The sequence below is a fragment of the Streptomyces sp. NBC_01390 genome (assembly GCF_045040105.1).
Lineage (GTDB): Bacteria > Actinomycetota > Actinomycetes > Streptomycetales > Streptomycetaceae > Streptomyces.
The window spans coordinates 568,755-589,736 of the sequence record NZ_CP109551.1; the positions used below are offsets into that span (position 1 = coordinate 568,755).

Below are 20,982 nucleotides of genomic sequence, written 5' to 3' on the forward strand. Positions count from 1 at the left end.
CTGGTGGGTCTCCACAGCCGTTTCACAACCAGCCGTCCAAGCGGTCCGGAGATACTCGCCGCCCACCTTCCGAACTCCTCAAGTCCGGTCAAGGGAAGGGCTGCTGACGAGAGGCGCGGCTCTCGTCAGCAGCATGTGGCACCTGCTGTCGCCTGTGATCGGATTCGGTCACCAGGCCACCGGAAGAGCACCGGTGCGGTACGCCAAGCTGTTCGTCCGCATCTCGATGTCCTCTGCGGGAGCGCCCAGGCGCAGCGTCGGGAACCGTTCGAGGAGCGCGGGAATCGCGATGCGCATCTCGACGCGGGCCAGTTGCCGGCCGACACACTGATGGACGCCGAAGCCGAAGGCCAGGTGAGCGGTGGCGGAGCGGCCGATGTCGAAGGTGTCGGGGTTCTCGAAGCGCTCCGGGTCACGGTTGGCCGCGAACAGGGCGGGGACCACCACATCGCCCTTCTTGATCTGCCGGCCGCGGACCTCGACGTCCTCCGGAGCGGCGCGCTCCAGGCCGTGCTGCGGGATGGTCAGGTAGCAGTTCCTCGACCGCGTTGTCGATCCGGCCGGCCGGGTCTTCGCGCAGCAGGGCCAGTTGGTCGGGGTGCTGGAGCAGGGCGAAGGTGGACAGGGCGATCATGTTGGCGGTGGTCTCGTGACCGGCCACGAGCAGGCCCACGCCGAGGACGGTCGCCTCCTCCAAGGAGAGCTCCTCGTCCTGGGCGAGTTCGCTGAGTATGCCGTCCGTGGGATGGGGCGATTCCCAGGTCAGCGACCTGTGCAGCTGCTGGGAGGCATGGTGACCGTGGCGGCGGTTGCGTCCTTGACGATGCCGCCCGCGGTAGCCGCCTTCTGCCGCGCCTGGCGCGGACCTGCGGCTGACACCGCTTCTTGACCTCGCACTCCAGGCACGCGGCGAGGTCCGGACTCGGCTTTCTGATCTCCTCTTTGACGTACCGCTCCACAGTGCGCTGAGAGATCCGTAGCATCTGCCCTGGTGCCCTTGAGCTGAGCGGGGCGTCGGCGATTAACTCGTCGATGGCCGGCGGGGGTCGCTGGAACCAGGACCCCGCACGTGGTGAGCGCGAGCTATGGCCGGCGTACGGCGCGCCCGCGTCGCTGCCGGCTGTGATCCGACCAGGCCGTGTGACGATCCGAGGCCGTCGAACCCGCCACGTACGGGGCCTGATGGAGGGTCAGGCGCCCGGGTGCAGACCGGGCCAGCCGGGTGTCGGGTCGCCCTTGACCTCGCCGAAGTACAGGGCGAAGGTCTGCTTCAGCCGCTCGACCTGGGCCCGGTCCTCCATGAAGCGGGGGAACCCGTCCAGGTTGGCGTTCGGATACTCCCAGATCGGCTTCAGGCCGGCGGGCGGTGCGATGTCCGTGCGCACCGACCAGCTGTTGGAGTTCTGCCGCTCGGTGGACAGCTGCCAGTTGAGGTAGAGCTTGGCCGCCGTGGGGTTGGCGGCCTGTTTCAGGACCGCGATCCGCTGTCCCCACGCCATGAACGGGTGCCCGTCGGTCATCATCCAGCGGGTCGGGGTGGTGGCGAGCGGGTTGCCGCCCGCGCCGACGCCGATGATCTTCTCCTTGTTGGCGACGGCGGCGCCGGGGGAAAAGGAGCCGCGGGCGAACTGCGGCTGCTGGGCGGCGAGGCCGGCTATCCAGTCCCAGCCGTAGGTCTCGGCGTAGAGGGCGTAGAGGTAGAGCACCGCGTCGTCGTCGTGCGGGTAGGAGGAGGCGATGGCGCCCTTCCAGCGCGGGTCGACCAGGTCCAGCGGCGTCTGGGGCGCGTCGGCGCCGGCCGCGGCCACGTCGTACAGGTAGCTGAAGGCGATGACCATGCCGGCCACCCAGGCGCCGTCCGGGTCCCTGAACTTCTTGTGGAGCTTGCTGAAGCCGGCGGGCTTGTACTGCAGCAGCCGCCCCTGGCGCTTCCAGCGGGTGAAGTCGTGCAGCGTCTGCAACTGCACCACGTCGGGGACCAGGGTGTCGGTCGCGAACTGGTTGTCCACGCGGACGTCGTGGTACTTGCTGTAGTCCACGATGAGGTTGAGGTCGATCAGCGGGAACCGCTGGCGGAAGGCGGTCCGGGCGCCCGCGCCGCTGCCCGAGTTGGCGAGGTCGCCGCCCGCGTAGATCACGAGCTTGCCGCCTTCGGCGACGGCAGCCTGGTACAGCTCGTCGAGGGTCCTGGTCTCCTCGGAGCCGGCGCCGTGCGCGGATGCGGCCGGGGCGGGGGCGGCCGCGGCGGGGGACGCGGTGGCGGCGCGTGTGCCGAGGCCGAGCGCGGCGCCGGCTCCGGTGGCGAGGAGGCGCCGTCGGCTGGGGAGGCTGGTCACAGGGGTAACCCTTTCTGCGTGGGGGCAGGGATGTTCCCGGTGTACGGGCGGCGGACCGCCTCGGCCGGGAGGGTGGGAGCGGAAGCAGCGAAGCCGGTGGTCTCGTACGGTCTGCGCCTCAGCCCGGCGGCGAGCTTGCCGGAGTCGAGGATGTCGGAGGCGAGCCGGTGGCCGTCGGCGGGGGTGAGGCCGGCGTCGGTCGGCAGCGCCTCCTGCTCGCTGTTGACGAGGACGGCGGTCCTGTTCTTGCTGCCGACCGGAAAGTCCAGATCGAGGCCGGTGAATTCGAATGTGCTCATCAGGACTCTTCGCTGTTCGGTCGAGGATGGGGCCCGCTGACGCGAGCCATTCATCTGACAAGACGGTATCTGACGCATCAGATATTGTTCCCATGGGGGCACCCGGTGTGATCCAAGTCGCACTGGGTCTGCTGTTGCAGCCACCGTTGGCCGGGTGGGTCTACCAGCGCACCCCTGAACGGTTCATCACAGGCCCCCCACCTCGCCGATCGTCCTCACCAACGTGTGGATCAACCAGCCGGGCGACCACGCAATCCAGTGATCACCTCGGACGCCGACGACTCCGGCTCACTCGACGAAGCCTGAAACCGACCGACTCACCAGGCTTGGCACGTTCGGCGTCTCGTCGTCGACCAGAACGAGGCCGCCAGCATCCGGGTTCTACACGTGCACGGGCGGGCTCGGCCTTGCACCGAGCCCGCCGCTCCGACTCGACCCGTTGCTGATCGCTCGCTGAGTTCGGGACCAACCACCTCTGCCACTTCGCGCTGACCAACCTGCTGCTGCCACACATCACCGACCGCTTGGCGACCGTGTCATCCATCGCGCACAAGATGCCCGCCAGCACGCACATCCACTTCGAGAACCTGAACCTGACTGGCGAGTACGACCCGTTCACCGCCTGTGGACCGTCTCCGAGGAATGGCCGGGGTTACCTTCCCCGAGCGGCTGCACGCGACGGACGCCCAGGGATGAGTTGGTGCCCGCAACAGGCGCGGGCACCGATGCAGTGCTGTTCACCAAGGACGAACACCGTCAGGCCACCTCGTCGACGGCCCGGGAGGCCACCGGCCCGGTCCACCTCATGCGCGCCTTCGGCGTCTGCTGGGGTGGGGCTGCGGCGGCGACTTCGTCGGCGTCCCGAAACAGCTGACTCAGCTGCCACTTGCTGCCACTTGCTGCCACTTGCTGCCGGTCAACTCCACGATGCCGATGCGTTACGTTACCCACCGCTCTGGCGAGCGGCTTTGCGAAGCGAGTCCCACAGGGTGTCGATGTGGTCGGGCAGCGTCGTCGTCGCGCCGATGGCGACGCGAATCGCGAAGTGACCGTTGACCGATGTGTGCGTGAGGAAGGAATGCCCTTCGGCGTTGACCGCCTCCATTGCTGCCTTGGTAGCGGCGTCGTCGGGGCTCCCTTCCCGGTCGACGAGGTACAGACATACGAGTGCCAGTGATGGCGGGGTGGCCAGGGCGAAGCCCGGCTCGCTCTCGATCCGGTCGGCCAAGGAGTTGGCCATAGCGACGTGGCCGCGGATGCTTTCGCGCAGGCCTTCCAGTCCGGCGCCGTGCACCACCGACCAGATCTTCAACGCACGCATACGACGGCCCAACGGGACCTGCCAGTCGCGGTAATCGATGACTTCGCCCGATTCGGTCGCAGCGTTACGCAGGTACTCCGGCGTGATGGAAAGCGCTGTGGGCAGCGCTCGGGCATCCCTCACCCACATGAACGAGGCGTCGAAAGCGGTGTAGAACCACTTGTGTGCGTCGGTGCAGAACGAGTCGACAAGGTCCACGCCGTCCAGGAGCCAGCGGAACTCGGGACACAACGCCGCGACTCCTGCCCACGCGGCGTCGACGTGCACCCACGCCTCGTACTCACGCGCTGCCAGGGCGACGTCTCTCACGGGGTCGATGGCACCCGTGCCGGTTGTTCCCACGGTCGGACAGACCATGACCGGCCTCTTTCCGGCGGCTGTGTCCTTGGCCAGCATGTCTGCCAGGGCTTCCGCCGACATGGACAGCGTGCCCTGGGTGAAGGGGACGATCCGCAATGCTCGCGCGCCGAGCCCGGCCACACGCACGGCCTTGGCCAGTGACGAGTGGGTCTCGGCAGTGACGTACACCGTCTCGGTGCCGTCCACGCCGTGTTCGCGCCAGTCCGGGTTGCTGCGCTGCAGCGCAGCCAGCAGGGCAGCCAACGATGCCGACGAAGCCGAATCCTGGAGCGAACCGCCTCCGCCTCCGGCGAAAGTGAACTCGCGACCGAGGCCCAGGGCATCCGCCAGGCCGTCGAGCAGGACCTGCTCGATCTCCGTCCCGGCCGGCGATGTCGACCAGAGCATTCCCTGCGCTCCGATCCCGCCCGATGCGATGTCACCGAGGAGCGACAGCAGGGACGCGTTCGCTGGGAAGTAGCCGAAGAAGCCCGGGTGCTGCCAGTGGAGCGACGAGGGGACGACCACGTCGTTGAGCAAGGCGATGAGATCATCGCCCAGCGCCTGGGACGGCTGCTCAGGCAGTTCACGAGGAAGCTGCGCCTTCACGGAGCCCGGTGAGACCTTCGGCCGCACGTGCAGGGAAGGGAGCGAGGTGCGGTATTGGGCGACCCAGTCGACCAACTGGTGGCCCTGGCGGCGGAATTCATCTGGCTCAAGATCAGGCATGCTCTGTCCTAAGAGGTGGTGTTGGTCATGACGAGGGCTGAGCGCCTACCTGAGCACTGGGGATGATCAGGTGCCCGGGGCGATCCGGCCGCTACCGGATTCAGAGGGCCTCGATGCCGCGTACCGACTGGTGCCGCACCAGAGCCTGTCGTCTACAGTTGTAGATTAATAGCTCCAATGTAATCCCTTATGGGGTCGCTGGGAAGGGGGCGTCAGGGGGACCCCTCTCACGGCCACCGGGAATGGCAGCTCTTCGCCCTCGCTCCGTGCGCCCCTGCCGCGACGTGGCGTAACAGGTTCACCAGGTCACACGTTGGGTCTGCGGGTCACACGACCCCTCGGACTCATCCGCCGTGAGGCCCGCGAGTGCGACCACAGTCCTCAGCATTCAGGCGTCTACCCGTTGGTAAGGTGTCACCATGCCCAAGATCGTGGACCACGACGCGCGGCGTGAAGAGATCATCGAAGCCGTATGGCGCCTTGCCGCGCGGCGAGGATTCGCGGCGCTGAACATGCGGGATCTCGCCGCCGAAGCTGGATTCACCAACGGTGCGCTCGCACGATACTTTCCCACCAAAGCAGCGATTCTGCGGGCCGCGCTGGAGCGCGCCAATGCGGCCACCGAGCAGCGGGCCGCCCGCACCATCGCCGGCGCCAACGGCCTGAACGCGTTCCGCAAGTTCTGCGTCGAGATCATGCCCCTGGACGACGAGCGTCTCAATGAGGCCCGCGTGGTCATCGGCTTCTGGAATTACGCGGTAGCCGATCAGGAACTGATCGGCGTCTACGAGCAGGCGATATCGCGCTGGCGCGATCAGATGCTCTCGTATCTGCACACTGCGGCTGAAGCGGGAGAGATCAACCCGTCCTGCGATCTCGATGCGTTCTTGGACCTTGCGATGGCCACGCTGATGGGACTCCAGATCAACGCGATCTTCGCGGCTCGCCTGACCACACCCTCCCGCCAGTTGCGGATACTCGACGGACTCGTCGCGGGGTTGCAGACCGGCACCTCATGATGTGAGCACGCAGGCGCAGAAGTACTCCGTGCAGCCGGGGCGCCTCAGCAACTCGTTCGTGCCGTGGTCCGGGTGGCGTGGACCACCGCCAGCCCGGCTTCGCGCCGTCTTCCGTCCTGCAGACATACGAAGGGGCGAGAATCGACGCGCCGGGCTTCTCGGCAGCGGCGGCGTAGGCAGGTGCCGTGTACATCGGCGGCCGATGGCCGAGCGCTCCCTCACTCGAGCTTCGTACAATTTGGGTCCGAACGGTAATGTCGATCCAGTGCGTCGCAGAGACGTCGAAGGGGTGTGCCCGTGCCCGGCCATCGATCCATCACCGAAGCCGAGAAGCTGGCCGCTGCGAAGCTCGGCGGCATCCCGATCCGCCATGAGCAGATGGCCGTGGTGGCCAATATCCACCGGGCGGCCTCGGCGGTACGGCAGCATCTGGAGAACTCCGTACTCCGCGGATCCGATCTCACCTGGACGGCGTTCGTCGTGCTCTGGGTGGTCTGGATCTGGGGCGAGTCGGAGACCCGGCACGTGGCTGAGGAAGCGGGGATCTCCAAGGGCACACTGACTGGGGTCGCGCGCACGCTGGAGGCTCGGGGGCTAATGCGGCGGGGCGGTCATCCCACCGACGGGAGGCTGGTTCTGCTCAGCCTCACGGACGAGGGTGAGGAACTGATGCGGCGGGTGTTTCCGCAGTTCAACGAGGAGGAGGCATTCGTGGCCGAGCAGCTGAACGACGACGAGTGCCGCAGCGTCGCGGACGGACTGCGGCGAGTTGTGCTCCAGGTCGAGGAGCACGGCGAGGAGCGTCGGCGCGCCCTGCTGAACGGTGCCGAGCCCGCCCTGCGTCGCAGTGGTCGTCGTCCGAAGCCGAAGGCGTGAAGGGGAGCCCGCGCAGCGGGGCAGGACTCAGAGGGACAACGCCTCCGCCGCGATGACGGCCGGCGGCGCTCGGAGCCCCCGCGTTACCGGTGACGCGGTGGCAGCGATCCCACTCCCCGCCGGTGGACCGCGGCAGCTGACCGCATCGGGCGATGGCGATGTCCTGCGGTCCCAGCCCTCGGGCGGCGGTGATCGCCGCAGAGCTGTGCCGGGAGCGAGGTAGCCGCGGGGGCAGGACTTGTGCGGCGTCCGACGAGGAAGACGGCGGTGAGTTCTCGTGCTGTCAATGGCGGTCGCGTGCGGCGCCTACAAGGGCGTCGAACAGTCCCTGCTGGGCGGGGTCTTCGTGGGCGGTGTCCTCGGGGTGCCACTGGACCGCGGCGAACCAGCCGGGAACTCCGGGCAGTTCGAGCCCTTCGACCGTGTCGTCGGCGGCCCGGGCGGTGATCGTGAGGCCGGCGCCCGTACGGTCGACCCGCTGGTGGTGGTAGCAGGATGCCTCCACCTTCTCGGCGCCGGTGGCCCGTTCCAGCAGCGAACCGCGCCGGATCGCCACCGGTTGCACGACATGCCGGTGCTCGCGGTCCGGACCGCCCATGTCCTGGTGGAGGGTGCCGCCGAGGGCTGTGTTGACGACCTGGAGGCCGCGGCAGATCGCGAGCAGGGGCAGGCCCAGGTCAATGGACTTGCGGGCGACTTCCAGGTCGAAGGCGTCCTGGAGGTCGTCGACGTCGTACACGCTGTTGTGGGTGTCGGTCGCGCCGTAGCGGTACGGGGCGAGATCGCCGCCGCCGGGGAGGAGGACGCCGTCGAAGCGAGCGAGGCGGGCGGCCACGCCGGCGGCGGTGGGCTCGGCGGGGTGGATGGTGGCCGGTTCGCCGCCGGCCCGCCAGACCGCCTCGACCAGCGCGCGGGCGTTGACCTCGGCGGCGTGACGCAGGGCGGAGGTGGAGGCGGCGAAGCGGGCGGGGATCGCGATCAGCGGTCGCGCGGGCGTCGTCACAGCTGGATCCAGGTGGTCTTGAGTTCGGTGTACTTCTCGATGGCGTGGGCGGACTTGTCGCGTCCGTTGCCGGACTGCTTCACGCCGCCGAAGGGCACGGTGAGGTCGCCCTCCTCGTAGCAGTTGACCCAGACCGTGCCGGCCCTCAACGCGCGCGAGACCTGGTGGGCGGTGGACAGGTCAGAGGTCCACAGCCCGGCGGCCAGGCCGTACTCGGTGTCGTTGGCGAGCGCGACGGCCTCGTCGAGGTCGTCGAAGGTGAGCACAGACAGGACGGGGCCGAAGATCTCCTCACGGGCCAGCCGCATGCCCGGATCCACGTGGTCGAAGACGGTGGGCTGCAGGTAACTGCCGCCGGTGTCGGGGAGTGTGCGGCTGCCCCCGGCCCGCAGCCGAGCGCCCTCGTCGAGGCCGGTTCCGATGTGCTCCAGTACGCGCTGCAGGTGGCGCTCACCGACCAGCGCCCCCATCTCGGTAGCCGGGTCGAGCGGGTCACCGATCCGTAGTTCCCGGGCCCGCGCCACGATGGTGTCCGTCACGCGCTCGGCAACAGAGGAGTGGACGAGCAGCCGCGAAGGGGCCGTGCACATCTCGCCCTGGTTGAAGAAGATGCCCCAGGCGGCGGTTTCGGCGGCCTTCTCCAGGTCGGGTGCGTCCGGGAGGATGATGTTGGGTGACTTGCCGCCCAGCTCCAGCCAGACGCGCTTGAGGTTGGAGTCGGCCGCGTACCGCAGGAAGTGGCGCCCGACGGCGGTGGATCCGGTGAAGGCCAGCACGTCGACGTCCGGGTGGAGGCCGATCGCCCGTCCTGCGGTGGGCCCGTCGCCGGTGACGACGTTGAGTACGCCCGGCGGCAGCCCGGCCTCGGTCGCCAGCCGACCGAGCAGCAACGCGGACAGCGGCGAGTTCTCCGACGGCTTGAGCACCACGGTGCAGCCGGCCGCGAGCGCCGGAGCGACCTTCCAGCTCGCCAGTGTCAGCGGGAAGTTCCAGGGGACGACCGCGCCGACGACACCCGCCGGTTCGCGGGTGACCAGGGCGAGCGCGTCGGGCGCGGTGTGCGGCGACTCGTCGGTGAGCTTGTCGGCCAGCTGCCCGTACCACCGGAAGGTGTTGATCGCGGCGCGCAGCTCGATGTCGTACGCGTCCGTGATCGGCTTGCCCATCTCCAGGCTGACCGTCAGTGCCAGCAGGTGACGCCGCTCCTCCAGCAGATCAGCGATCCGCAACAGGACCCGGCCCCGGTCGGCAGGTGCGAGGCGTGGCCACGGCCCCGAGTCGAAGGCCCGGCGCGCGGCAGCCACGGCAGCGTCCACCTCGGCAGTCCCGGCATCGGCCACGTGTGCCAGCACCTGCCCGTCGCGGGGCGAGACGGCCGGGTAGGACTGCCCGCCGCCGGGTTCGTCCGCGCCGTCGATGTGGTGCGCACCGGAGAGGTCCAGTGCCTTTGCCCGGCGCAGCCAGTCGTCGTGGGTGATGTCCAGCATGCGTAGCCTCCAGGTCATGGCGTTACGTTTGAATCCAAACGATAAGCCATGGGCGGTCCCCGCAGGGGAGACCAGGGTCTCGACCGGCTTGTCGTTCGGTCGTACGGTCAGCGGGTTATTGACACGCATGGGCGAACTCGCGCCCCTGCGCATGGATCACCACCTCGGCGTACCGGTGCTTGGTGTCTGCTTCGGCGGCCGGGGGCCGACCACCGCGCTCGGTGGATCGGTCAATGCGTCATCGCGCCCAGAGATCGGCCGGCGTTCCAGGTGGGGCGCTTTCTGGGGATGCGGATCCGGAGATCACCGGGGCTATGACGCGGGACTGCCTCGACCTCGGCGGCGCGGAGCGGTGCGTACGGCCGGCACGTCGGCCACCTGGCGTAGCGGCCGGCTGACGGCTTCTTCACGCACCCCGGACTCAGGGCAAGCCCTCCCCCGACCTGGAGAGGTCAGTGCGGCCGGTCCGGGTCCGAGGGGAGGGCAAGGACCGGGCCGGCCACACCGCGGGGCGGGCTCAGACGTCGGACATCGCCCTGCCACGAGTCAGTCGCGCGGCGATGACGCCCAGGAGCAGGACCGCCGGGACGGTGAGCTCCAGCCACGTCGCCGTGCCCTGGTCCCCGCCGATGAGGGTGGTGAAGTTGGCCAGGATCAGCCAGATGGCACCGGCGATGCCGAGCGCACCCAGGACGGGGGCGATCAGGGCGTTCCAGGGGCGCGTGTCCAGCCGTTCCCGGCGGAAGAACACGACCACCGAGACGGAGGTCAGGAAGTACAGGAGCATGACCGCCAGCACCGCGACCCCGCTGAACCAGGAGAAGAGGCTCAGCACCGGGTCCTTGCCCAGCAGTGCGAAGGGGATGACCAGCGCGAGCGAGATCACGGTCTGCACACCGCCCGCCGCCCAGGGCGAGTGGCGTCGGTTGATCGCGGTCAGCCCGTGCGGCAGCAGGCCTTCGCGGCCGAGCGAGAACAGGTAGCGGTTCGCGGAGTTGTGGAAGGCGAGGATGCCGGCGAAGAGGGAGGTGGCCAGCAGGATGGGCAGCGCGTCGCCCACCCAGCCGCCGAACTGCGCGGTGATCGGTGCGAAGACCCAGGACGTGGCGTCGCCGCTCTCCAGCGCCTTCCCGGCGTCCGCGGTGGCGTTCGAGGCACCATGGGCGGAGACCAGCATCCACGAGGTGAACGCGAAGAAGACGGTGACGACCACGACGGACAGGTACGTGGCCCGGGGGACGGTCCTGCGGGGCTCCCGCGCCTCCTCGCCATAGATCGCGGTGGCCTCGAAGCCGAACATCGACGCCACGGCGAACATCAGCGCCACACCCGGTGCCCCCTGCAGGGCCGCACGGGGCGAGAAGCTGTGGGCGAAGCCCAGCCCCTCGGGACCGCCGCCCTTGAAGAAGGTCACCAGGGCGAAGACGAACAGGATGCTGAACTCGGCCAGCACGAAGACGGCGAGGATCTTGGCGCCCATCTCGATCCCGGCGGCACCGAGGATCTGGACGATCACCATGGTGACCAGGACCCAGACCCACCACGGCGCGCTCAGCCCCGTGTACTGCGCGACCAGGCCGCTGACGATGAAGCCGTACAGGCCGTACATGGCGGCCTGGACCGCACAGTAGGCGAACAGCGCGACTCCTGCGCTCCCGGAGCCGATGGGGCGGCCGAGCCCCTTGCCGATGTAGGTGTAGAAGGCGCCGGCGTCCACGACATGGCGCCCCATGGCGACGAAGCCGACGGAGAACAGCAGGATGACGGCGCCGACCGCGGCATACGCGGCGGGCGCACCCGCGCCGTTGCCGATGGCGACGGCGATGGGCACGGCTCCGGCTATGCCGGTCAGCGGCGCCTGCGCGGAGAGGACGAAGAAGAGGATTCCCAGAACACCGAGGGAGTTGGGTTTGAGCCGGCCTGCAGCGGAGGGGCTCTGCACGGTCTGTGTTGGTTCGACCGTCTGACTGTCCACGCGGATCACCTGCCTGGAAGGGGGAGAGGTTTCGTTTCGAGCCAAACGAGTTGCCTCATAGTGGGCTGGAACTATCCAGATGACAAGGGGGTGTGTGGTGATTTTTAGGCCACCGCATCGCTTGATGCGAGGCCGTAACCGAGGTGACATCCGCGCCGAACGAGGCCCCGGGCGCCAAGCGTCCGGGGCCTCACAACAGGCAGGTCGGCGAGTCAGGCGCCGCTGTCGCCCGCACTCTCGCCGTCTGCGTCGGCATCCAGCAACCGCAGCAGGGAGCGGAGCTCCTCGATGGCCGCGTCGGTGACCTCGGGTCCGCCACCCAGCACGAGCTGGTGCAGGACGAGACCATCCAGGGCGGCGAACACCAGCCGCGTCATCGCACGGTTCGCGCCCTCGGGGAGTATCCGGGACAGCTCGCGCTCGGTGGCGTCGAAGTACTCGTCGTACAGCCCGCGAATCAGCGGCAGCAGCTCCGGCCTGCGCCGGGATTCGAGCAGCAGCTCGTACTGGAAGACCTGGGTGTCGGGGTCGGCCGTGACCATCTCGGACACTCCGGCGGAGAAGTCCGACACCTTGCCGGTCCCCGGCTCGACCGCGCTGACGCTCAGGCTGGTGCGTACGGTATGGGCGAGCGCCTCCTCGATCAGCGCGTCGCGGGAGCCGAAGTGGTGGACGACCAGACCGTGGGTGACCCCCGCCTCCTCCGCCACCGCGCGATAGGTGAGCTTGCGCAGACCGCCCCGGGCCACCACCCGCACGGCCGCGTTGAGCAGGGCCTCCCGGCCCTCACCGTAGTTCACCCGCTTGCGCGGCCTGCGGCCATCAGGGGTCCCGGCGGCTTCGGTCATGGGTGCGACCCTACCGGCCCGTACGCGTACGGCGGCGTCGTCCGCGCCCGGCCGCCCGGCACCGGCAGGCGAAGCACGGCACCGGGCGCGGCGCGGCAGCCCCGGTGCGGTTCCGTCCGCGGGGGGGCATCAGCGCTTGGGGGCCCGGATACCGCGGAACTCCCAGTCGCCGCCGAGCGCGGTGGACAGGACCTCTTCCGATTCGGTGGGCTGGGCCCCGACGTCCGTACGGATCGAGGTGGGGCCGGTGACAATGTGGTTGGTGAGCCGCCCCAGGCCCTCGACCTCTACCTCGACGACGTCACCGGGCTGGACAGGGCGGGAGTTGGCCGGGGTGCCGGAGAGCAGTACATCCCCGGGGTAGAGGGTGATGGTGCGGGCGATGTCGGCGACGAGGTAGTGCATGTCCCACTCCATCTCATCCGTCGAACCGTCCTGTACGACCTCGCCGTTGACGTACGTGCGCAGGTACTTGCCGTGGAAGTCCCAGTCGGTGACCAGGCCCGGTCCGAGCGGACACAGGGTGTCGGAGCCCTTCACCCGCAGCATCGATCCGGCGTCGGTGTCGCGGAAGTCGTGCAGGCCGTAGTCGTTGGCGACGGTGTAGCCGGCGATGTACTCACCCGCCTCGGCAGGTGAGATGTTGCGCGCGGTCCGGCCGATGACGATCGCCACCTCGCCCTCGTAGTTGAGCCACTTGCAGCCCTCTGGGCGGACGATGGCGCCCTTGTGGGAGTTGAGGGCCGAGGTCGGCTTGTGGAAGTACGTCGGCGTCGGGGTCAGCTGGATCTGGAACTCGTCCACCCGGCTGCGGTGGTTGAGGTGAACGGCGACGACCTTGGACGGCACGACCGGCGGCAGGTGCTGGGCGTCCTCGATCTTGACCCGGCGGCCGTCCCCGGCGACGAGTTCGTCACCGTCACGGACGGTCTCGACGGCGGCTCCGTCGAGGAGGACACGGCGGTATTCGGGCATGGCGGGGCCTTTCTAGGAGCTGCTGTGCGGGGTGCGCGGGGAGGCGGACGCGGGCGCGCCGGTGCCGGTCCAACCCTCGGCCGGCCGGTCGAACCAGAGGTGGACCTGGCCGGTGCCGATGGAGTTCTCGTACTCGCCGTACTGACGGGCTTTGGCGACGCATGCCTGCTCGCCGAGGGCGCCGGCCATCATCAGGTAGTGGTAGAAGCGGGCCTCGGGCTTGTACTTCCAGAACTCGTCCATGGTGTCGAGGACCTTGTCGTGGCGGCCCTCCTTGAACCAGGCGATGCGTTCGTAGTCGGCCTCGCGGGCCTCGGGCGTGAAGATGTGGCCGGGGTCGCTCGACTCGTGGTCGCGAAGCTCGCGCAGCGGCCAGAAGGTGTGCGACAGCGCTCCGGAGGCGATCAGCAGCACGCGGCGGCCAGGGGTGGCGGCGATACCGTCCGCCAGGGCGCGGCCGAGCCGCAGGTGGTCCTCCATGTCACCGGTCTGGCAGACGCCGATGGTCACCCATCGCTTGTCGGGCAGCCCTTCGCCGAGGAACTTCCACAGGTTGACGGTGGCGTAGTAGATCGGCAGGTACTCGTCGTCGATCGCGGTGACCCAGGTGCCGTGCTTGTCGGCGAACCGGGCGATGTTGTGGGCCAGTTCGGGATCACCCGGGAAGTCGTACGGCATCCGGCACATGCCGCGCGGCAGTTCCTCGGAGGTGAACAGTCCGGCTCTGCGCTGCTGGGCGGTGACGACGAACTCGACGGTGGTGGCCCAGTGCGAGTCCAGCACCACGACGGTGTCGTAGTCGTCACTGTCGAAGACGTCCTCGCGGAGCTGGCGCAAGCCGGTGACGAGGGTGATCTCCTTGCCCTGGTTCAGCTCGAGCCGGTCCCCCTCCGGCAGCACGATGGTGGGGACGTGGGCGAGCAGACCCGCCCCGACGATTTCACCCATGGTCTTGCCATCCGTTCGGCGCGGTGACGGTGTTCTTGACGTCGCAGTAGAAGTCGAAGCTCCATGTGCCGCCCTCGCGGCCGACGCCCGAGTGGCGGGAGCCGCCGAAGGGCGCCTGAAGGTCGCGTACGAAGAAGCAGTTGACCCAGACCGTGCCCGCGACGAGCCGCGCGGTGACCCGCTCGGCGCGCTCGTGGTCGCCGGTGACGAGGGTGGCGGCCAGACCGAAGCGGGTGTCGTTGGCGAGGCGCACGGCCTCTTCCTCGTCGCCGAAGGTCTGGAGCGTCAGGACCGGACCGAAGATCTCCTCCTGGACGATCTCCGAGTCCTGGGCGACGTCGGTGAGGAGGGTCGGCTCGTAGTACAGAGCGTCCTTGCGCTTGCCGCCGATGACCGCGTGAGCCCCGTCGTCGAGCGCGCGGCGCACGAAGCCGTCGATCTTCTCCAGCTGGCGCGGGTGGATGGTGGGGCCGAGGTCGGTGCCCTCGTCACGCGGGTCACCCTGCCTGAGCCGGCTCGCCTTTTCCACGAACCGGCGGGTGAACTCGTCCGAGACCGTCTCCTCGACAAGGATGCGGGTCGCGGCCAGGCATACCTGTCCGGCGTTGTCGTACTGCTCCACCGCCAGGTCCACAGCGAGGTCGAGATCCGCGTCGGCGAAGACCAACAGCGGTGACTTGCCGCCGAGTTCGAGGCTGAGAGGGGTGAGGTTGGCGGCAGCCGCCCGGGCGATGTGCTGGGCGGTGGGCACCGAGCCGGTGAAGCTGATCCGGCGGACGTCCGGGTGCGAGACAAGGGGGTTGCCGACCTCGGTGCCGTATCCCTGCACGACGTTGAGGACACCGGCCGGCAGCCCTGCCTCTGCCGCGATGTCGGCGAGCAGCGAAGCTGTGAGCGGGGACCACTCGGCGGGCTTGAGGATCACGGTGTTCCCGGCGGCCAGCGCGGGGGCGACCTTCCAGGTGGCCAGCATCAGCGGGGCGTTCCACGGCGTGATCAGCACGCACGGGCCCGCCGGGTCCCAGCTCACGTGGTTGGTGTGGCCGCGGGTGTCGAAGTCCTCGTGCTCCAGCTTCAGCAGCCAGTCGGCGAAGAAGCGGAAGTTGTGCGCCACGCGCGGCATCACACCGCGGCGGTGGGAACGCAGGAGGGCGCCGTTGTCGAGCGTCTCGACATTGGCGAGGTCCTCGATGCGCTTCTCGACTCCGTCGGCGATGGCGTGCAGGATGCGGGCGCGCTCGGCGCGCGATGTGGCGGCCCAGGCGGGAAAGGCGGCGCGAGCGGCGGCGACGGAGGCCGCGGCCTCCGTCGCCGTGCCCCGGGAGATCTCCCCGAGGGTGCTTCCGTCGATCGGCGACACGTCGGTGAACGTCTCGACGGACGCCACGCGTTCGCCGCCGATCCAGTGCCGGGTGTCGACGGCGACCCCGGCCACCGTGGTGATGTGCTCGGTCATGTCCGGTCTCCAGGTCTTCTGATGCGTAAGGGGGGTTACTCGGCCTCGGAGGTGCCGGATTCCAGCAGTCGGCCGCCGTCCCAGACGACGCCCACCTGCCGGTAGTACGCGGCGATCGGCTCCCGGATCTCCAGCCGGGCCAGCTCCTCGGTCGGCGCCTCGAACAGCTCCAGTTCCGCGTCGCCGACCCACGGCTGTCCGGCCTCGAAGGACGCGGCGCCGGTCTCGATCAACTCGTCGAGCGCGAGGCCCTTGCCGTTCTCGATGGAGGGAAGCCAGCGGTGGTGGGCCATCGGGTGGCCGTTGACGAAGCCGTTGGTCTCGGACGGCTCGCGCAGGGTCACCACCGTCTGGGCCAGGCGTCGGTCGGCGGCGGCGAGGGTCGCGCCGAAGCGGGCTCCGGCCTCTATGCGCGGGGCCGGACCGTAGGGGTGCGGGCGCGTCTGGTGGATCGAACCGAGCTTCTTCGGGTAGCCCTGGTGCAGCCCGCGGGCGATCGCGAAGTCCTTGTCGACCCAGATGTACACGCAGCGCGAGTACGTCTCCCCCTTGTACGAGCAGCGGACGACGGCGAAGGCCTCCTTGTACTGGGCGCGCACCGGGTCCAGCAGCTCCTCCTTCGTAGCGGAGCAGGACTGCCAGTCGGCCCAGATCAGCGCGACCGCGCCCGGGTCCTCCTCGGCGAGTTCCAGCGGTGCGGGCAGCAACTCCCGTACGCGTGCGGGATCGGTGCGGTACTCGATCGTGAGCAGGTCGCCGGAGTAGTGCCAGGGGGGTGAGGGGATCAGGGACGACGATCCGGTCGCCGTCTTGGGGTGGAAGTAACCACGGACGCTGGCCATGACATTGGTTCCTTACGCGGTGAGGGCGGGCTGCTTGAGCAGTCGGGCGCGGTAGCGGGCGGCGCCGGTGGCGGCGGCGTGGCCGCCGAGGGCGACGACGCCGACGAGCTGCCCGCCCTCGGTGTGGTAGCCGACGAGCATGTCGCCGCCCGGATCGCCGTCCAGGACGCGGATGTCGGCGAGGCCGAGCACGGGGGAACCGAAGGACTGCAGCCGGAAGTCGTGCTGGTCGCTCCAGAAGGTGGGCAGCGGCGCGAACGGCGCCAAGCCGGCTTCCGCACCCGCGAGATGAGCCACCAGCGCCTTGGCCGCATGCTTCGCCGTGTCGCTGGGGATCGACCAGTGCTCGACCCGGCGCGGTATGCCGTCGTAGCGGGCGTTGGGGAAGCGGGCGACGTCGCCGACCGCGACGACGTACGGCAGTCCGCCGACCCGCAGCTGCTCGTCCGTGAGCACGCCGTCGGTCAGGTCGAGACCGTTGCCGTCGAGCCACTCGGTGTTGGCGACGGAGCCGACCGACTCCACGACCACATCGGCCGGAAGCACCGTCCCGTCGCTCAGTACGACACCGGTGACATGCTCCTCGCCCTCGAAACCGGCGACGCCCGCACCGAGAGCGAAGCGCACGCCGCGTTCCTCGTGCCGCCCCAGCAGCGCGCGGGCCGGCAGCTCGCCGAGCGGTCCGACCATGGGCAGCGGCAACGGGTCGACCACGGTGACGTCCGTGACGCCGAGACCGACGGCGGTGGCGGCCACCTCGCAGCCGATGAACCCGGCACCGATGACGACGACCCGGACGCCCGGCCGGACCAGCTCCGCCCGCAGGGCCTGAGCGTCACCGAAAGTCCGTACGGTGTGACGGCCGACCGCGGGGCCCGCGCAGCGCAGGCGCCGGGGACGCATCCCCGTGGCGACGACCAGTCCGTCGAAGGGCAGCTCCTCGCCGCTGCCGAGCACGACGACCCGCTCGGCGAGACGGGCGCTCGTGACGCTCGTACCGAGCCGCCACTCCACGTCGGCCGCGCTCGCCTTGGGAGTGAAGGCCAGGGACTCGAACGACGCCTTTCCGGCCAGCGCTTCCTTGGAGAGAGGCGGCCGGTTGTACGGCATGTGGGGCTCGTCACCGATCACGGTGATCGCGCCGGTCCACCCGGCGCCGCGGAGTTGTTCGGCCGCGCGCAGGCCGCCCATTGAGGCCCCGGCGACGAGGATGCGCTGCGTCGTCATGCCGCTCAGTCCTCGATCCGGATGGCCTGCAGCGGACAGACGTCGGCGGCTTCCTCGACCTCGTCGCGCAGGGTGTCGTCCGGGTCGCTGACGTAGGCCAGCCGTCCGTTGTCCTCCAGCTGGAAGACGTCGGGGGCCGCGAAGACGCACTGTCCGTGGTCCTTGCACTTGTTCATGTCGACGACGACCTTCATGGCCGGTCCTCCTGGAAGGTGGGTGCGCCGGAGCGGGCGGGAGAGCGGGGCAGGGGCGGGATGGAAGGGCCCGGCCAGTGGCCGGGCCCTTGGCCAAAGGGGTACGGGAGAACCGAACCCCTGACTCGTTTGGCTTCAAACAACATAGGAAGCCGCCGCGCTCTGGTCAATACCTATCCGGATGGATAAATTCTTTGGTGCACCCCCTTGCGGGAAGGTGGCCATCTCCATACCGTTTGGCTTCAAATGATTGACCCGGGGCTTCACGCCCGCGCCATCGCCCGGCGCTCCGGTCCAGTCTTCGCTCCGCCACCCTCCCCCGGGCCCGAGGCCCGAGAGGTGCCCCGAATCCGCCGAGGAGACATCGGTGAGCGCTCACGACACCCCATCCGTCCGCCGGCACCAGGACCAGCTCGCCGCCGAGGGCATCGACGTCGTCCGGGTGACCTACCCCGACCTCATCGGCACCGACCGCGCCCGCGACGTGCTGCTCGACCACCTGCCGTCGGCCTGCGAGCACGGCCTGGCCTTCTGCCGCGCCGTCTACCACACCACCCCGCGCGGCGACGTCGTCGCGATCCAGGGCGGCATCGAGGCCGGCCTGCCCGACATCTCCGTGCGACCGGACCTGAGCACCCTCGCGCGCGTGCCCTGGGAGCCCGGCGTTGCGTGGTGTCTCGGTGACACGACCGACCCGGCGACCGGCGACCCGGCCGCGGAGTCGCCGCGTGATCTGCTGCGCTCGGTGCTGGCCCGATGTACGGACGCAGGTCTGAGCCCGGTCGTCGGCCCGGAGCTGGAGTACTTCCTCCTCGAAGAGGACGCCACCGCGCCGAACCGCTGGCGGCGCAGCCCCGCCGTCACCGGGTCCGTCTACACTGCCGGCCTGCGCGCCGACCCCGACAACCACCTGCTGCGTACCCTGCGACAGCTGCGCGACCTCGGTATCGGCGTCATCACCGGCAACCACGAGTTCGACGGCGGCCAGTACGAGATCAACCTGACCCACTCCGACGCCCTGGACGCCGCCGACCGGGCGTTCCGCTTCAAGGCCGCTGTCAAGGAACTGGCTCGCAAGGAAGGCAAGTTGGCCACCTTCATGGCCAAGCCCTTCAACGATTCGGGCGGCTCCGGCTTCCACCTGCACTTCTCCTGCGTCGACGCCGACGGCCGCAACGTCTTCGATGACCCGGCCGGCGCCTTCGGTCTCTCCGGCAACGCCCGGCACGCCATCGCCGGCCTTCTCACCCACGCCCCGGCGCTCGCCGCGCTGCTCAACCCGACCGTCAACTCGTACAAGCGCTTCGGGCCCGACACCCTCGCGCCCTGGCTGATCAACTGGGGCCTGGACAACCGAAGCGCCATGGTCCGTATCCCGCCCGAGCGCGGCTCCGGCGCCCGCCTGGAGCTACGGCTCGGAGACGCCGGCGCCAACCCGTATCTCGCGATCGCCGCGCTCACCGCCGCCGCCCTGCTCGGCGTCCAGGAGGGCAAGGAGCCGCCCGCGCCGCTGGAGGGCTACGGCTACGACCTGGAGAAGTCCCAGGTCCTGCCAATGAACCTGACCGCCGCGCTCGACGCCCTCGAAGCCGACGAAGCGCTCATCGAACTGCTGGGCAAGGACTTCACCGCGTCCTTCCTCGCCTACAAGCGCGACGAGGCCGAACGCTTCCAACGACACGTCACCGACTGGGAGTTCGCCGAGTACTCCTACCACCTCTGAGCACCCCGCCAGGAGCACACCATGACGAGCACCCTGAACACCACCAACACCCACCACGCGCCCGACGACCCGATGCCGCTGGACGAGGTCGACCTCGCCGACAACGACAAGTTCCTCGACGGCGTCACCCCCTGGCGCATGTTCCACACCCTGCGCCACCAGGACCCGGTCCACTGGCAGCCGGAGCCCGAGCCCAACCACGGCTTCTGGGCCGTCACCCGGCACGAGGACATCGCCCGCGTGGGACGCGACCCGCAGACCTTCACCTCCACCAAGTTCGCCAACCTCGAAGAACTCGACGACGACCAGATCAAGAAGCGCGCCTCCATCCTGGAACTGGATGGCGTACGCCACCGAGCGATGCGCAGCCTGCTGCAGCGTCAGTTCGGCCAGGGCGTCATCAACGAGTACGCCGACTTCCTGCGCGGCCTGACCGCCAGGACGTTGGACACGGCCCTCGCCAAGGGCACGTTCGACTTCGTCGCCGACGTCGCCGCCGACTTCCCCATCAACGTCCTCGCCCGGCTCCTCGACGTCCCCCCGGAGGACAACCAGCAGCTCATCGACTGGGGCAACCGGATCATGGGCAACACGGACCCCGACTACGCCGATGTCCTCCTCCACAGCAAGGAGAGCGAGCAGTACAAGGATCTGCCCTTCCGTAGCCCGGCCTCGCTGGAGGTCTTCGAGTACGGACGGGAGCTGGCTCGCCAGCGGCGGGGCGGCACCGGCACCGACCTGATCTCCAGACTCATCAACCAAACCCCGCGCGACGGCGTCCCGCTCTCCGCGCAGGACTTCGACAACTACTTCCTGCTGCTGGTCGTGGCCGGCAACGAGACCACCCGGCACACCATCTCGCACTCCATGCTGGCTCTCATCCAGCACCCCGAGCAGCTGACCAGGCTCCAGGAAGACCCCTCTCTCATCCCGGTCGCCGTCGAGGAGTTCCTGCGCTGGGCCACGCCCGTCTACCACTTCCGCCGTACCGCGACACGCGATGTCGAACTCGGCGGCAAGCGGGTGAAGGAGGGCGACAAGGTCGTCATGTGGTACGCCTCCGGCAACCGCGACGAAGAGGTCTTCGGCAACCCGTACGACTTCGACGTCACCCGCCAGAACAACGACCACCTCACCTTCGGCAAGGGCGGCCCCCACCTGTGCCTGGGCAACCTGCTCGCCCGCACCGAGATCCGCATCATGTTCGAGGAACTGATCCCGCGCCTCGCCGGCATCCGCCTCGCCGGCGACGTCCCCCGGGTCCGCTCCAACTTCGTCAACGGCATCAAGAAACTGCCGGTCGAGGTCACCCTCGCCTGACCGCCTGTACACAGAGCTGTGGCCACCCGGACCGCCGGGTGCCCACAGCTCTGTGTGTTTGCGGC

20 protein-coding genes and 2 pseudogenes are annotated in these 20,982 nt (G+C 69.2%); 6 read left to right on the forward strand and 16 right to left on the reverse strand.

The window, feature by feature from the left end; genetic code table 11:
• Positions 1–168 precede the first annotated feature (168 nt).
• The 5 genes and pseudogenes from OG241_RS02370 to OG241_RS02390 form a co-directional block, all read right to left on the reverse strand.
• The gene (locus tag OG241_RS02370) at positions 169–528 is read right to left on the reverse strand and encodes a cytochrome P450 (RefSeq protein WP_405825999.1); all 360 of its coding nucleotides are present in this window, start codon (positions 526–528) and stop codon (positions 169–171) included.
• Positions 413–697, reverse strand: a complete 285-nt coding sequence (locus tag OG241_RS02375; protein WP_405826882.1) for a hypothetical protein — start codon at positions 695–697, stop codon at positions 413–415. Before OG241_RS02375 ends, OG241_RS02370 begins: the two co-directional genes overlap by 116 nt.
• Before the next feature lie 107 nt (positions 698–804).
• Positions 805–1,001 (reverse strand): annotated as a pseudogene (locus tag OG241_RS02380) (XRE family transcriptional regulator); the annotation flags it as partial.
• Positions 1,002–1,190: 189 nt separating this feature from the next.
• On the reverse strand, positions 1,191–2,336 hold the full coding sequence (locus tag OG241_RS02385; protein WP_405813333.1) for an ABC transporter substrate-binding protein: 1,146 nt from the start codon (positions 2,334–2,336) through the stop codon (positions 1,191–1,193).
• Positions 2,333–2,635, reverse strand: coding sequence for a hypothetical protein (locus tag OG241_RS02390; RefSeq protein WP_405813335.1), 303 nt, complete (start codon positions 2,633–2,635; stop codon positions 2,333–2,335). Before OG241_RS02390 ends, OG241_RS02385 begins: the two co-directional genes overlap by 4 nt.
• Positions 2,636–3,090: 455 nt before the next feature.
• On the opposite strand from OG241_RS02390, the pseudogene OG241_RS02395 reads away from it, so the two are divergent.
• Positions 3,091–3,270 (forward strand): annotated as a pseudogene (locus tag OG241_RS02395) (oxidoreductase); the annotation flags it as partial.
• A 65-nt stretch (positions 3,271–3,335) separates the two neighbouring features.
• Positions 3,336–3,509: a hypothetical protein gene (locus OG241_RS02400; protein WP_405813336.1), complete on the forward strand. Its 174-nt coding sequence runs from the start codon at positions 3,336–3,338 to the stop codon at positions 3,507–3,509.
• Positions 3,510–3,578: 69 nt separating this feature from the next.
• Here the strand turns inward: OG241_RS02400 and OG241_RS02405 are convergent, their stop codons facing one another.
• The gene (locus OG241_RS02405; protein ID WP_405813338.1) at positions 3,579–5,024 is read right to left on the reverse strand and encodes a pyridoxal phosphate-dependent decarboxylase family protein; all 1,446 of its coding nucleotides are present in this window, start codon (positions 5,022–5,024) and stop codon (positions 3,579–3,581) included.
• Positions 5,025–5,443: 419 nt separating this feature from the next.
• Here OG241_RS02405 and OG241_RS02410 point away from each other — a divergent pair, with 419 nt between their 5' ends.
• Complete coding sequence (locus OG241_RS02410; protein ID WP_405813340.1) at positions 5,444–6,043, forward strand: TetR/AcrR family transcriptional regulator; 600 nt, start codon at positions 5,444–5,446, stop codon at positions 6,041–6,043.
• Between the two features lie 297 nt (positions 6,044–6,340).
• Positions 6,341–6,919 (forward strand): MarR family winged helix-turn-helix transcriptional regulator, encoded by a 579-nt coding sequence (locus OG241_RS02415; protein ID WP_405813341.1) that lies wholly within the window; start codon positions 6,341–6,343, stop codon positions 6,917–6,919.
• A gap of 283 nt (positions 6,920–7,202) precedes the next feature.
• On the opposite strand, the gene OG241_RS02420 is transcribed toward OG241_RS02415, so the two are convergent.
• From OG241_RS02420 to OG241_RS02465, 10 genes are all read right to left on the reverse strand, one after another.
• Positions 7,203–7,922, reverse strand: a complete 720-nt coding sequence (locus tag OG241_RS02420) for a gamma-glutamyl-gamma-aminobutyrate hydrolase family protein (RefSeq protein WP_405813342.1) — start codon at positions 7,920–7,922, stop codon at positions 7,203–7,205.
• Entirely contained in the window at positions 7,919–9,409 is a 1,491-nt protein-coding gene (locus OG241_RS02425) for an aldehyde dehydrogenase (RefSeq protein WP_405813344.1), read from the reverse strand. Before OG241_RS02425 ends, OG241_RS02420 begins: the two co-directional genes overlap by 4 nt.
• A 517-nt stretch (positions 9,410–9,926) precedes the next feature.
• Positions 9,927–11,384, reverse strand: coding sequence for an APC family permease (locus OG241_RS02430; protein ID WP_405813346.1), 1,458 nt, complete (start codon positions 11,382–11,384; stop codon positions 9,927–9,929).
• 212 nt (positions 11,385–11,596) lie between these two features.
• Positions 11,597–12,232 carry a TetR/AcrR family transcriptional regulator gene (locus OG241_RS02435; protein WP_405813347.1) on the reverse strand — a complete coding sequence of 212 codons (636 nt, stop codon included), beginning with the start codon at positions 12,230–12,232 and terminating at the stop codon, positions 11,597–11,599.
• Positions 12,233–12,361: 129 nt separating this feature from the next.
• Positions 12,362–13,207 (reverse strand): fumarylacetoacetate hydrolase family protein, encoded by an 846-nt coding sequence (locus OG241_RS02440; RefSeq protein ID WP_405813349.1) that lies wholly within the window; start codon positions 13,205–13,207, stop codon positions 12,362–12,364.
• A 12-nt stretch (positions 13,208–13,219) separates the two neighbouring features.
• Positions 13,220–14,155: a 3,4-dihydroxyphenylacetate 2,3-dioxygenase gene (locus OG241_RS02445; protein WP_405813351.1), complete on the reverse strand. Its 936-nt coding sequence runs from the start codon at positions 14,153–14,155 to the stop codon at positions 13,220–13,222.
• Positions 14,148–15,611 carry an aldehyde dehydrogenase gene (locus OG241_RS02450; protein ID WP_405813353.1) on the reverse strand — a complete coding sequence of 488 codons (1,464 nt, stop codon included), beginning with the start codon at positions 15,609–15,611 and terminating at the stop codon, positions 14,148–14,150. The genes OG241_RS02445 and OG241_RS02450 overlap by 8 nt, the downstream gene beginning before the upstream one ends.
• A gap of 35 nt (positions 15,612–15,646) precedes the next feature.
• A complete protein-coding gene (locus OG241_RS02455) occupies positions 15,647–16,453 on the reverse strand; it encodes an acetoacetate decarboxylase family protein (protein WP_405813355.1) in 807 nt (268 codons plus the stop codon).
• Positions 16,454–16,465: 12 nt separating this feature from the next.
• Positions 16,466–17,680 carry an NAD(P)/FAD-dependent oxidoreductase gene (locus OG241_RS02460; protein ID WP_405813357.1) on the reverse strand — a complete coding sequence of 405 codons (1,215 nt, stop codon included), beginning with the start codon at positions 17,678–17,680 and terminating at the stop codon, positions 16,466–16,468.
• A 5-nt stretch (positions 17,681–17,685) separates the two neighbouring features.
• Positions 17,686–17,874, reverse strand: coding sequence for a ferredoxin (locus tag OG241_RS02465; RefSeq protein WP_405813358.1), 189 nt, complete (start codon positions 17,872–17,874; stop codon positions 17,686–17,688).
• 367 nt (positions 17,875–18,241) lie between these two features.
• Here OG241_RS02465 and OG241_RS02470 point away from each other — a divergent pair, with 367 nt between their 5' ends.
• The gene (locus OG241_RS02470) at positions 18,242–19,597 is read left to right on the forward strand and encodes a glutamine synthetase family protein (RefSeq protein WP_405813359.1); all 1,356 of its coding nucleotides are present in this window, start codon (positions 18,242–18,244) and stop codon (positions 19,595–19,597) included.
• A 21-nt stretch (positions 19,598–19,618) separates the two neighbouring features.
• The gene (locus OG241_RS02475; RefSeq protein ID WP_405813361.1) at positions 19,619–20,917 is read left to right on the forward strand and encodes a cytochrome P450; all 1,299 of its coding nucleotides are present in this window, start codon (positions 19,619–19,621) and stop codon (positions 20,915–20,917) included.
• Positions 20,918–20,982: the final 65 nt, after the last annotated feature.